Annotated in this window: 15 protein-coding genes; 7 read left to right on the forward strand and 8 right to left on the reverse strand. The window is 43.5% G+C overall.

Annotated features, from left to right (window positions below; genetic code table 11):
• From aroC to AC1DWN_RS09090, 4 genes are all read left to right on the forward strand, one after another.
• On the forward strand, positions 1 to 608 hold a 608-nt coding region (aroC, locus tag AC1DWN_RS09075), incomplete at its 5' end, for a chorismate synthase (protein WP_477558577.1).
• Positions 609 to 626: 18 nt separating this feature from the next.
• The gene (locus AC1DWN_RS09080) at positions 627 to 875 is read left to right on the forward strand and encodes a VOC family protein (protein WP_477558578.1); all 249 of its coding nucleotides are present in this window, start codon (positions 627 to 629) and stop codon (positions 873 to 875) included.
• 44 nt (positions 876 to 919) lie between these two features.
• Positions 920 to 1,234: a hypothetical protein gene (locus AC1DWN_RS09085; RefSeq protein ID WP_477558579.1), complete on the forward strand. Its 315-nt coding sequence runs from the start codon at positions 920 to 922 to the stop codon at positions 1,232 to 1,234.
• 50 nt (positions 1,235 to 1,284) lie between these two features.
• The gene (locus tag AC1DWN_RS09090) at positions 1,285 to 2,805 is read left to right on the forward strand and encodes a serine hydrolase domain-containing protein (protein ID WP_477558580.1); all 1,521 of its coding nucleotides are present in this window, start codon (positions 1,285 to 1,287) and stop codon (positions 2,803 to 2,805) included.
• Positions 2,806 to 2,888: 83 nt separating this feature from the next.
• Here AC1DWN_RS09090 and AC1DWN_RS09095 read toward each other — a convergent pair whose 3' ends face one another.
• Both AC1DWN_RS09095 and AC1DWN_RS09100 read right to left on the reverse strand, forming a co-directional pair.
• Complete coding sequence (locus AC1DWN_RS09095; protein ID WP_477558581.1) at positions 2,889 to 3,428, reverse strand: DUF2812 domain-containing protein; 540 nt, start codon at positions 3,426 to 3,428, stop codon at positions 2,889 to 2,891.
• Positions 3,421 to 3,771, reverse strand: a complete 351-nt coding sequence (locus AC1DWN_RS09100) for a PadR family transcriptional regulator (protein ID WP_477558582.1) — start codon at positions 3,769 to 3,771, stop codon at positions 3,421 to 3,423. The genes AC1DWN_RS09095 and AC1DWN_RS09100 overlap by 8 nt, the downstream gene beginning before the upstream one ends.
• 182 nt (positions 3,772 to 3,953) lie before the next feature.
• Here AC1DWN_RS09100 and AC1DWN_RS09105 point away from each other — a divergent pair, with 182 nt between their 5' ends.
• From AC1DWN_RS09105 to AC1DWN_RS09115, 3 genes are all read left to right on the forward strand, one after another.
• Positions 3,954 to 4,382, forward strand: coding sequence for a DUF6157 family protein (locus tag AC1DWN_RS09105; RefSeq protein ID WP_477558583.1), 429 nt, complete (start codon positions 3,954 to 3,956; stop codon positions 4,380 to 4,382).
• A gap of 581 nt (positions 4,383 to 4,963) precedes the next feature.
• On the forward strand, positions 4,964 to 5,269 hold the full coding sequence (locus AC1DWN_RS09110; protein WP_477558584.1) for a hypothetical protein: 306 nt from the start codon (positions 4,964 to 4,966) through the stop codon (positions 5,267 to 5,269).
• A gap of 87 nt (positions 5,270 to 5,356) precedes the next feature.
• Entirely contained in the window at positions 5,357 to 5,626 is a 270-nt protein-coding gene (locus AC1DWN_RS09115) for a hypothetical protein (protein WP_477558585.1), read from the forward strand.
• A gap of 649 nt (positions 5,627 to 6,275) precedes the next feature.
• Here AC1DWN_RS09115 and AC1DWN_RS09120 read toward each other — a convergent pair.
• The 6 genes from AC1DWN_RS09120 to AC1DWN_RS09145 all read right to left on the reverse strand — a co-directional run bounded on the left by AC1DWN_RS09120 (position 6,276) and on the right by AC1DWN_RS09145 (position 12,699).
• Positions 6,276 to 7,154: a DMT family transporter gene (locus AC1DWN_RS09120; protein WP_477558586.1), complete on the reverse strand. Its 879-nt coding sequence runs from the start codon at positions 7,152 to 7,154 to the stop codon at positions 6,276 to 6,278.
• Between the two features lie 80 nt (positions 7,155 to 7,234).
• Positions 7,235 to 8,011 (reverse strand): 3'-5' exonuclease, encoded by a 777-nt coding sequence (locus AC1DWN_RS09125; RefSeq protein ID WP_477558587.1) that lies wholly within the window; start codon positions 8,009 to 8,011, stop codon positions 7,235 to 7,237.
• A 456-nt stretch (positions 8,012 to 8,467) separates the two neighbouring features.
• Positions 8,468 to 9,373, reverse strand: a complete 906-nt coding sequence (gene pstA / locus AC1DWN_RS09130; RefSeq protein WP_477558588.1) for a phosphate ABC transporter permease PstA — start codon at positions 9,371 to 9,373, stop codon at positions 8,468 to 8,470.
• Positions 9,370 to 10,329 (reverse strand): phosphate ABC transporter permease subunit PstC, encoded by a 960-nt coding sequence (gene pstC / locus AC1DWN_RS09135; protein ID WP_477558589.1) that lies wholly within the window; start codon positions 10,327 to 10,329, stop codon positions 9,370 to 9,372. The genes pstA and pstC overlap by 4 nt, the downstream gene beginning before the upstream one ends.
• Positions 10,330 to 10,410: 81 nt before the next feature.
• Positions 10,411 to 11,265 (reverse strand): phosphate ABC transporter substrate-binding protein, encoded by an 855-nt coding sequence (locus AC1DWN_RS09140; RefSeq protein WP_477558590.1) that lies wholly within the window; start codon positions 11,263 to 11,265, stop codon positions 10,411 to 10,413.
• A gap of 18 nt (positions 11,266 to 11,283) precedes the next feature.
• Positions 11,284 to 12,699: a stalk domain-containing protein gene (locus AC1DWN_RS09145; RefSeq protein ID WP_477558591.1), complete on the reverse strand. Its 1,416-nt coding sequence runs from the start codon at positions 12,697 to 12,699 to the stop codon at positions 11,284 to 11,286.
• Between the last annotated feature and the right edge of the window lie 45 nt (positions 12,700 to 12,744).

Consider the following 12,744-nt stretch of genomic DNA (forward strand, 5'->3'; position numbering starts at 1 on the left):
GTATAGTCGCATACTCCAAGGAAATTGGCGGAATTAAGTGCGAAACCTATAATGAGGATKAAATTGAGAAAAATAGTGTGAGAGCATGCGATCCTATAGCGGCTGTCAAAATGATTGAGAAGATCGAAGCACTAGCAGCTGCCGGCGATAGCTGCGGCGGCATAGTTGAATGCCGCATTAAAGGCGTACGGCCGGGTCTCGGCGAGCCGGTATTTGACAAGCTGGATGCTGAACTGGCAAAAGCGATGCTGTCCATCGGCGCAATAAAAGGTATTGAATTTGGTGCCGGATTTGCAGCGGCTGACATGCTCGGCAGCGAACATAATGATCAAATGAGTACGGACGGATTTTTGAGTAATAATGCTGGTGGAATTGTGGGTGGAATAAGCAACGGAGAGGATATCGTTTTTAGAGTGGTCGTTAAACCGACTTCATCTATTTCTAAACCTCAGCAGACGATTAATATAGCTGGCGAGAATCAGACTATTGTCACCGAGGGGCGGCATGATCCGTCTATCTGTCCGAGAATCGTGCCAGTTATTGAAGCAATGGCGTCCGTTGTCCTAGAAGACCATTATAAACGTCAAGCTGCTATGCACGACAAATAATAGGGAGTAGGCGGTTGGATGATTACTCATTTTGCAGAGCTGCAGTTAAATACATTGTCCATCTCAAGCGTAAGGCAGTTTTACTATGAACAATTACACTTTCTAATTGCCTATGAGTCAGAACAACAAATTAGATTCCAAATGACCGAACATGCTGTTTTGTCTTTTGTAGAAGTATATGAGCCACTTGCTCCAGCACACATTGCTTTTGAAGTGCCTTATTCGAAATTCGATCAAGTGGTAGCTGCCATGAAGGCCAACCATTAGATAGTGTTATTCACTTCCGTGAGTGGCTGCAGCAGCTATTAGGGATGAAAATGGGTAAGGCCTATGATAACTTCACGTTTTCTATTGGTGGAACGGCACATGTGGTCATTTGCTCAAAGGACAGAAAATGGATCCCAATTGCCATGTACGCTTTGCCTCCTAAGATGGTTGTGACTTTTGGTGTTTCATCATCCAGATTTATTGAACATGTTAGCGCGATGATACCGGGTCAGAGAGGCTATTGGGAGGAAGACAATTTCTGTGTAGAACAGAATGGTTATAAGCTTCGGCTGCGTCTAACGACCTTTAATAAGGAGTGGCCAAAGCTACTAAACTTGCCATTATCGAGGGACGTATAGCGAAGTATGAAACGAATATATGTTTTTGTATAGTTTGGATAGGAATTGGCATGGCCTCCGGAGAATGTATTAATCGATTGGGCAGGCAAGGCGAATACTCAAATCGAGGGGGTCATGTTCTGGAAAGTTTAAAATCAGATCAAGTCATACCAAGAAGTCGACCTGAGGAGCAAGGAGTATCTTCGGTAGCGATCAGCGCATTCCTTGATGATGTGCAAATGAAGGGTTTGGAGCTGCATAGTTTGATGCTTGTTAGGTATGGTCATGTGGTAGCTGAAGGCTGGTGGGCTCCTTATGAAGCATCACTTCCGCATATGATGTTCTCACTCAGCAAGAGCTTTACATCAACAGCAATAGGTTTGGCAGTTTCCGAAGGTCTAATGACATTGGATGATGCAGTAATATCTTATTTCCCTGATGAGCTGCCTGAAGAAGTCGTTTCTAATTTAGCCGAGATGCGCATACGACACTTGTTAATGATGGGAACCGGTCATGCTGAGGATACGATGGAAACCATACTCAAAAGAGCAGATGGTGATTGGGCTAGTGCTTTCCTTAGTTGTCCGGTTGAGCATGAGCCAGGTACACATTTCGTATACAATTCGGGAGCTACATATATGCTGTCAGCGATTCTTCAAAAGGTCGCAGGGCAAACATTGCTTGCTTATTTGCAGCCCCGACTGTTTGAGCCGCTAGGTATTGCCGGAGCGAGTTGGGAATCCTGTCCGCGAGGCGTTAATACGGGTGGTTGGGGTTTGAGCATCAAGACAGAAGATATCGCGCGATTCGGAATGCTTTACTTGCAAAAAGGAGTCTGGAACAATCAGCGCATCCTATCAGAAGAGTGGATTAATGAAGCAACCTCCAAACGGATTTCGAATGGTGATGGCGGGGAGAATGATTGGGCGCAGGGGTACGGTTATCAATTTTGGTTATGCCGCCATGGCGTTTACCGGGGCGACGGTGCTTTTGGACAATATTGTATCGTAATGCCGGAGCATAACGCAGTAATAGCGATCACAAGCGGTGTTAAGGATATGCAGGCCGTTATGAACGTTGTCTGGGAGCATCTGTTACCGGCAATGAAATCAGAGCTGCTAGAATCAGCAGATGAATTGGCAGAAAGCCTAACCGTTCGCTTAAGTGAGTTATCAATTGTACAGCCTTTCATGCAGACTCATTCTTTATTAGAGGATAGCATTACCGCCAAAACATACCATATCGATGAAAATGAACAGGATTTGGATGCGTTCTCCGTACAGTTTAGTCATGGCGATGCTGTATTAGCGTTTAATAGCAAATTTGGTGAACAAGTCATTCGATTGGGCAGGGGAACATGGCATGAAGGCACTGTTCAAATTTCACCTGAACAGGAAGCAAAGGCCTTATCCTACTTCACTTGGATCAATGACCATACAGTCGAACTGACCGTCCGTTTAATAGATACACCTTTTGGCATAAAATTTGAATGTACATTCATCAATGACGATGAAATTTCCTTGAAGCAAACAACGAACGTTGCTTTCGGTCCTGTTGAATTGCTGGAGCTAAAAGGAAGAGCGTTTCAATAAGTCATTTTATGAAGTCATATTATATTTGAATAAGGGAGGGCTGTCATCTTCATGATGATGGCCCTTTTCGTTGATTACGTGCATTATTTTACGCGATTTAGACGAATAAGAAACGAAATATAGGTCATTAAAATCGGTACACTTACAATAAGGCTGAGTGCCCCAGCTGTTATGAATATATTTTTTAGAACGGTGTTATCGGGTAGGTATTGTGAAAGTAGGAACAGGGCAAACATGACTGCTGTAAAGAGGGGAATAAACAATAGCGGCTTTATCATCTGCATGGATTTTTTGTATTTTACATGCTTTGTCTCGGTATCGGTATAAATAGGCACGGTTCCTTTTGCAGCTGAGAAAATATAAATGTTACTATTTGAGCATACCTTTGTCCAACCACTCGCTTCAAATAATTCTAGGTAGCTGGCTAGTTCGGCCGGCTTCACATCGTTATAATCGACACAGTAGGTTAATTGTTGCGGCTCGCCTTTGCGCAAGTGAAACCCAAGAAAAGCAAATGAATCGAGCAGCCAGCCCTTTGCAGCCAAACGGCTTAGTTTGTTCATATCTCTTTGCTCTGTGAAAGCAAGACCTCCGGACATTGTATAACGTCTCTCTTTAGTCATTGTTTAGTTCCTCCTCAGCGTATTTTAAAGCTTGATTTCCGTGCTCGGCCATTCTGGTTCTCCGCGCAATTTCATTGGTGACCAGATTTTTACCCTTCTCCGTAATGAGGTAAGTTTTCCGTCGATCATTATCTTCTTCATCTGATAAAATAATGCAGTTGTTGTCTTGCAGCTTTTTGATAAGGGTATAAGTCGTGGCGGGCCCAATGGTTACTTCACCGGCGGTCAGTTGTTCAATATAGCTCATGATGCCATATCCGTGCCTCGGAATGAGCAGAGATAAGAGTATATAATAGGCCGCATCCGTTAATTGATCCATTTCCAGTTTATTGCTTCGGGACATCTGTTCACCTCCTAGCTAGCAAATTCAAATAATGTATCACTAATGGATATATCTATAATGGATATATCCATTAGTGAATTTGAAGATAGTCAATGCTCAAATAGGAATAAATAGGATATATTATGAAAAGAGAACAACGAGCTACAAAGAGTATTATTGGGTTGATTGAGGAGGGCACAGTTATGGAATGGAACTATTATAATACGTTCATTACGATTTCACCGGACTGTCCAGTAGAGCTTGGAACTGTACCGCCTGACAAAAAGAATGGCAGGACGAAGCCTAGCTTAGAATACGAATTGATTGCTAATCATCCATACGTGTACACGCAAGAAGAGCTGTTGTTCGAAGTATATGCCAAGCATAAGGGAGTTCCGGCAGGGGAATTGGCTGAACGGGGAACCGAGATGAGAGCTGATTTTTTCGGGAAGTCGCAAGCATGCTTGCGAGCATCTATGCTGCCGAAGAAATATGGATGGGGAATTCATTTTAATGAGCAGGGGAAAATGGCACTCATCCCAATGGAGTCGGAAGATTATCTCCGATTCGTGGAAGGTGACAACGGCAGCCTGAAGGTAGTGGCGGGTATGCGGAGTAGCAGGAAGAAGTAGAAAGCAGGCGGATTTGCAGCTGACTAACTGCAGAATTAATAGTAGTTATACGGTAGAGAGTATCCAGTTAGTTATAGGGACTGTTAGACCTATGTGTGCTGCCCGTAAAAGTAATAAAGTGCATTGCTCCGCCTTTGGACGTACCTTGTGAGGTAGATGGATGTGATTTGATTGCATATCGTCCAATCAAATCGAGTTCCTGAGTAGGATTTTTGCTTTGGATGGATTTTGTACAGGCAAAATGGCTGAAATGGAAGAAAAGTGACGATCATAGCTCATTTGATTGTATGATTTCCAATCAAACGACCTTTGATGGGTTATTTTGTGTATTTGATTGTACGAAATCCACTCTGATAGTTGAAAGGGCTGTTACTTACTAGGCTACATCCGACTATATTCGTATTCGGTGTGTTTACATTGACTGGTGTAACGACTTACTTTGTTAGATGAATTTTGGGAATTATGCTGTAGATAGTCAGGTTATTTTACTGTTATAATCAACATAGACGAAGAACGTCCTTTTGCCATCCGGCAATAGGGGCGTTCTTTTTTTATTTTTCAATAAGAAAAGAGGCTGGTAAATGAATTTTGAACAGGCACATGATGCATTTATTGCACGCCACATGAATGGTAGGAGTGGAGAACGAAAAGGCAGATTGCTAAGAGGCCACAGCTATGGAGAGAAGCTGTTATTGGAAAACGTTTGGTGGCCGTTAGTAGGCAGCTTTGACGATCTGCATCCGGAATATGAGGTATACGATTGGAATCGAAAGTCACAGTTTTTGGATTTTTCCTTTTTGCCGCTCTATGGAAAGTTTGGTCTGGAATGTGATGGGTTTCAAACGCATGTGAAGGATATGGATCGCGAAAAATTCAGTTACTCCTAAAACCGAGATACATTTTTAACGGGTATGGGTTGGAAGATGATTCATTTCTCCTTCGACGATGTGCAGAATCGGCCAGAGGTGTGTAGGATGTTGCTTCATCTGGTGATTGGACCTCATTTAATTCGAAAAGATTTCGTTAAACCAGCTGTAATGGCGGAGAAAGAGGTATTGCGATTAGCCTGGCACATAGGACGACCGATTCGACCGATTGATGTTACTCAGCAGTTAGATGTGGATTTTAGAACCGCTCGTAAGTGGTTGCAAGCCTTAGTAGATAAGAATTGGTTGCAGCCAATTAGTAGTAGACGTGGCGTGCTCTTTTACGAGCTCAAGGAAAGCGCGTTCAAGCAGCTGTAATAGAGCAGATGTAATGAGGGTGGTTGTATATTGTTGAAATGTTACTGTGATGGTCGAGCAGGTGTGATCGGGATGGTGTTTATTGTTGAAGTGTTACTATGATGGTCCTGAAGGTGTGATCGGATTTGTGTTTATTGTAGAAATGTTACTGTGATGGCCGAGCGGGTGTGCTGGGGTTGGTGTTATTCCGAATATGCGGATAGGTGGGTGTGTTTACGGTATTTGAGTGTATTTAATCCAATCAAATAGGGATAAATCGTGCGATATGATCGTTTGAATGTATTTAGTCCAATCAAAACAGCGCCTATCACTTAAAGTAGGGGGATACGTACGTTTTGCATGGACAGAATACAATCAAATAGAAAAAAGGTCCGTTCTCGATGGAGTTGACTGTATGTTATCCAGTCAAAGTCGTGTAGGTAGCTCCTATGTGCGGTTGAATCTGGATCGTACCAACACCAACAACACACGCACCCTGCTGGCGAAGTAACGAATCCCGCAATGAATCCAGTAACATATCCCGTGATTCTGATTGAACTAAAGAATGATGCCCGATTGTGGTATGTTATTAGCACTTATACTCTTGAAAACACCCTCAAAATAAAGACCGCCCTTTAGCCGTTTGGCTTAAGAGCGGTCTATTTAATGCTTATTCCTTACCATGCCTCATAAACAGCCAGACGCCACATAGAATCAGAGCGCCAGCCGCTAGCTGGTACATGGATAACGCTTCATCCAGAAGCATCCAAGCGAGCAGGGATGCGATGACAGGCTCGCCAAGTACCGCCATTGATACGGTAGCTGCTTTCATATATTTGAGCAGCCAGTTGAACAGATAATGGCCGAACAGCGTAGAGACAATGGCGAGCAGCAGAAAATTACCCCACTCGTTTGAGCTGTACCCAATAAAGTCATTGCCACATATTACATTGTAAATCGCAAGTGAAGTAGCAGCGAGGAAGAATACCCAGAAATTATAGGGAAATGCGTCAATATCCTTCCGAAGCTCTTTGCCGATCAGCATATGAATAGCTACTGCAATCGTTCCTAAAAGCGACAATAAGTCACCAAGCAGCGCATCATTCGAAAGCTTAAGATCGCCCGAGCCAATAATGAAAGATCCCGTTAGGGCTATCCCCATACCTAATAACATCATGCGATTCGCTTTTGTTTTAAATAACAAATAGGAGCCTAACATAACGAAAGCTGGCTCTAGCGTTAAAATAACGGTAGAGCTGGCAACAGTCGTTAATCGTAATGAAGCCATCCATAGTAGAAAGTGCATGCCTAGCATAACGCCCGAAGCAGTCAGCAAACGCCATTGCCGAGCAGTTAAATCAAACATAACCTTGCGATACTTCCAAACGAACGGCAGCATAAGCAGATTAGTGAAATATAAACGGTACATGGCAATTACAGCCGCGTCAGCGTCCGACCAGCGAACGAATATAGAAGAGAACGATATAGCTACAATTCCAACGATGTAGAGCAGTTCGTAGGTAGCAGCAGGTTTGGTAATGCGTTTCATAGCTGTGATTACTCCGATGCTTAAATATAGGTCATTCTCTCTTTTACTGATTCCGTTTGCTTTATAAGCTTAAGCGGCTATTATCCTACTTTGCCTGCTGCAGTATTCCCTAGCTTCTCTAGCTCCAAATTAAAATATTGCTCCATCTCAGCGGCCTTCCTAACATCGTCAAGCGACACTTTGCCAGTCAGATAACGCTCAACGAGCAGCTCCCATTGCGGAACGACCTTTTGTGCGGACATCGAACGAATTGCATTTTTAACAAGCCTACGTTCCTTGGCGTTGGTGTATAAGTCTTTAAACTGCTGCTTCATTTCGAAATCGAGTTCACCAAAAATTTTGCGGAATACTTCGGCCGTCATACGAGCATCGTCAAGTGCCCGATGGGCTGAGCCTTCTGCCGTTATTTCAAGGTCAGCTAAGGCAGCCTCAACACTAACGTCATTTGTTACTTTTTTGTAGCGAATATAGCCTTTCAATAAATCGAAATAATGAACACCCATCCAGTAGGCATCATCTAGTTTATGCATCCGAGTATCGTATACGATTCGCTTTAAGTCCTCGCCGCCCCAAGTGAATAACAGAAATTCATCACTTTTATTCAGCCAAGCAGTGAAATCTGCATTAACCGCTGGAAAGCCTTCAGCTTGATCAATATCCTCCTGCGGAATTCCTGTTTTTTTCTTAATGAAGCTGTTTAGCTTAGAAAAATAAACCGGTTTGACCAACGCTGAAAATTCATCTATTTGCTGTAAGGAGGAGTCTAATCGCACGGCTCCAATCTCGATTACTTCCATCGGGAGCTCACTGGCAAACTTACGGCCATTAAATTCAATATCTAATATAATGTAATCCAAAATAGTAACCTCCGATTAATAGCTTGTGTTTTCCATTCTATCAGAAAATCAGCATCAATAGGAGGGGACAATGCTGGAACATATAAGGAAATGTAACAATAAGTCATATATTTAGTAGTACTATCGATAGACTTAAGCAATCATCTACTTTAAAGGTCTCATCGCCGTAATAGATGCATGACGCACCAGAGAGAGTCTGCGCAAACAAATAGATAAGTTTCAGATGATTAATGTTACCTTTTTCGTATAATGATAGTAAATGGGTCGTATCAAGGCCGCATAGCGAATGAAAGAAAACCTGAGTTAATTGGTGGGACGGCTCGTGAGTTGTGTTTGTATACGGCAGGGGTAAAGCAAAAAGGGCTTAGCCTCTTTACGAACGAGGTTGGACCCTAGGGCTTCATTGTCTATTGGTTTTGATGTGGGGAATTAAGGCTGGCGGGGGCTGTAAAAAATTTATCTTTTTGTAAGGCGAGCATTAAGCCAAAGGGGAATACGGAACACTAGATTAATGAGCAGAACAACGAATACAAGAACTGCGGAAGCTTTCTGGGCAATTTCCTGCGCGTCGCCAACAATAGCCTCGGATTGCACATACCACAGATGCACAGCGAGTGTCTCACCAGGAGAGAATAGGCTGAAATCCCACATTTCACCGGAGGTCGTTACGCCTGCAGTTAATATAATTACGGCACTTTCACCGAAAGCTCTGCCCGCAACTAGGCAGATGCCTGTAATAATTCCTGATAGCGCAGCAGGGATGAGTGCTTTTGTGATGGTCTGGAGGTGAGTAGCTCCGAGTGCGAATGAAGCACTTTTTAGCTCACGCGGTACGGCACGAATCGATTCCTCCGTTACTCTTGTAAGAACGGGCAAGTTAAGAAAGGCGAGACTAACCGCTCCCCCGAGAATGGTGAGACCAATCTGGAAAAACTCGACGAACAGAGCGATACCAAACAATCCGAAAATAATGGAGGGTACGGACGCAAGCCCCTCTACGCAAATACGTACGAATCCAATAAATTTGTTTTCAGGTGCAAACTCGGCCAAATAAATGCCGGCTGCCATGCCTAGCGGGATCGATATTAATAAGGATATGAATAAAATATAAAAGGAATTCAGAAGGGTTGGGCCAATACCGCCGCCTTCATCAATTTCACTTGGCAGACCAAATAGAAAGTCCCAGGTTAGCTTAGGAAGTCCATCCTGCAGGATGAGAAAAAGAAGCGTGAATATAAAGGAAATGATGAGAATCCCGACGACCCAAACGGTGATCGTGAATATACGGTCATTCAATTGATTCAACCCTTTTTTGCCGCTAAAAGGATTAATTGGCGCTTGTATTTTAGCTGCGTTTTTCATAGCTGTGTCCCCTTCTTTTGTAGCCAGCGAATAGCAACAATCATAAGTAATGAGATGACGAGGAGCAGGAAGCCCATTAAATAAAGAGCGTAATTCCAAGTCGAATCAAAAGGAACGCTTGAAATTTGCATAACGATATTACTCGTGAGTACAGATGTTGGTTTTAATAAGCTGTCAGCAAGCTGCGGTGTGTTTCCAATAACCATAACAACAGCCATCGTTTCTCCGACTGCACGAGCCATGCCTAGAATGACTGCATACATAATTCCGCTCTTGGCAGAAGGAAGCAGCACCTTCCATACCGTCTGGAATCTGGTCGCACCAAGCGCATAGGAGGCATCACTATACTTTGCAGGAACAGCACTAATTGCATCGTCACTGATACGGCTGACAGTTGGAATGACCATAACGGTTAGTACCAATGCGGCAGCTAAAATACCATCGCCCATCCCAGTACCCGTTACAGAGCGGATCATTGGAATTAATACCGTTAAACCAAGGTATCCATAAACAACGGAAGGAATGCCAACGAGCAAATCGAGAATCGGACGAAGCATGTTTTTCAGCCAAGGCGGGACAAAAACGGATAGAAAGACTGCGATGAATAGTGATAAAGGCACACAGATCAGAAGGGTCAACAAGGTCAGAGCAAAGGTGCCGAAAATAAAGACAAGCGCTCCATATTGTTCGTTCTCCGGATTCCATTCCGTGGATAAGAAAAAGTCTGCAAACGAGATATGAGAGAAGGTTAAGATCCCCGTCCGAAACATAAGCAGCAAAATGAGAAATAGAATGACACAAACTAAACAAATGCAAGCGATGCAAATATACCGAAACATACGATTCATCGCAAATAAGCGTGATTTTCGATCGAACGGCTTACCGTTGCCCGCTAAAATAGTGCTGCCTATATCAGCGCTAAGCTGTGCCTTCACAGCAGGAGATGCTTCTAACATAAATGATCGGCTCCTTGAGGTAGAAAGCGGCCGGCTTTAGCGCCTATTCGCGCAAACCGGCCGCTCCTTATCCATTCATAATTATTTCATTGCCGAAATCGGAATGAATTTCAATTTTTTAAGTGAACCATTTTGGAATTTAGCACTTTGAACGTAAGCGATGAATTCTTTAGTTGCACCAGTCGGCTCACCTTTAGTCATATAATAGCCGTAGCCCCATACTTTATATTTTCCATTGATTACATTAGCTTCTGTAGGAGCAATATCATTGATTTTAAGAGCTGTCATTTTAGTTGTTACATAAGCAAGGTCCATATATCCGATGGAGTTAGGTGTAGTCTCAATAGCAGACTTCATGTCCCCGCTTGATTTAACCTCTTTGTAATTGTYACCCTTCGACATGAAGGATTCCCCAAGCAACGCTTTGTCCTGGAAGTTTACGCGTGTACCAGAGCCAAACGTACGATTAACGACGATGATTTCAGCATCCTTGCCGCCAACGTCTTTCCAATTTTTAATTTTTCCAGAGAAGATGCCTTGCAGTTCTTTATTCGTAAGGTTTGTTACGGTTACGTTTTTGTTTACGACTGTAGCGAAAGGAATAACAGCTACTTTATGAGCGACTTGACCATCGAATTTTTTGAAGCCGGGTACGTCTGTAGAAGCATCCCAGTCAACTGCACCGATGTTAGCAATGCCTTTGCGAACCGCTTGAGGACCAGTAATGGAGCCTGCTGCGGAAGCGGAGATTTTAACTTTAGGGTGAAGCTTCTTGAATTCATTGGCAGCTTGAAGCGTTAGCGGCAGAAGGGCCGATGAACCATTGATGACGATTTTACCACTCAGCTTGCTCGCCGCTTCAACAGCTGTGTTAACTGTGCAGAATCCGATTGCTGCGATGACGACAGCGATTGTTATATTTTTAAACCATTTCATTGATAATTCCTCCACTCATTATTGTGTGATGTTTTTCCAAACGTTATTGGTAGAAACTGCGAGTTTACCATCGATAAGTGCTGCGATTTGCTGTGAATGATTCGATACAATGATTTCCGTTACATTGTCAGATATGGTTTGCACAAGTGTGCTTGCACCAGTTGCTGCATCTATGGAATAGATTGCGTTCTGGCCTTCACTGTCTGCTGTCAGAAGATAGATCGCAGTTCCGCTTTGGGCAAGCTGGTAAACATCCTTATTTACGAATACGTTGCTGGTTGTTTTTCCCGTTTTATCTACGGAAACAAGCTTTCCGATGCTTGCATCATCGTTGCTTACGCTAACATAGTAGGCTTTGGAGCCATCAGCAGCAAGCTTTAGGAACACCTTATCGTCTGTACCTGTGGTCAGTTGAACCGGTTTACTATCCTTAACGGATGAATCGAAGTAGAAGAGCTGTGGTTCAGTACCTGTGGCATCAATAGCTACATCATCCAGGTCAACCTCTTTGCTGCTGTCTGCTGTTACTTTAGGCTGTTTGAATACGCTGTAAGCGAACTTTGAGCCGTCAGCAGATACGTCCAAGTTAGCTTTATATTCAACCTTGTCGTCCAACACTTTAGAAACGGAGCCGCCTACCAGATTTATTTTAGCTATAACAGAGCTTTTATCACCTTGCAGGAAGAAGAGGGAGGAACCATCCTTTGCCCATTGCAGCTCGTTTTTGATGGAGTCGTCTGTGCTGATCTTTGTCGATACTCTAGTGCTAAGATCAATCACATAAACTGCACCATTAGCGTCGGAATATGCTGCTTTCGTTGCGTCAGGTGATACGRCAAGCTCAGAAGTGTCAGAGGATATAAGTAAAATACGGTGATCACCAGTAGCCGAGTCAACTAAATAATCTACGCGTCCCTCAGCAATAGAATGGGATACGATAAACTGTGAGGCACTAATCCACACGGCCTGCTCAACGGAACGAAGCAAATTAAGCGTTGAGATGGAAGGGCTGCTCTCATCCTCTTCATATGTACCGCCAAGCGCTTGCACCAATGAGGCTGGATCAATAAAGTTGGTGTAGTTAACATTTCTTAGAGGGTGCTCAAGTGTTTGATTTGCACCATTTACTGTAAGGGAGTTGGATGCAAAGTTTACTTTTACCGTATTGCCCTCTAGCTTTACGATAGCGGCTCCCTTAACAAGCTCAATTGAAGCTCCGATCGAGTTTGCGATGTCACGAACGGACACTAGTGTCATGTCGTCATCAGAAATCGTCCGAAGAGCTACCGGATTCGCGTTGACGATGAACATCGTTTCCCCGATTTCAAATGTTTGTTGAACGGATACTGTTTCTGCTGCTAATACGGGTGTGATTGCTGTGGTCCCTAGAGCTGCTGCAAGCATTGAAATAACCACTACTTTTTTCATTTGCATGGAATAGGTCACCTTTCTCAAATGGATTCGTTTGTAAGCGGTATT

Source organism: Paenibacillus sp. P4_A7 (assembly GCF_056402455.1).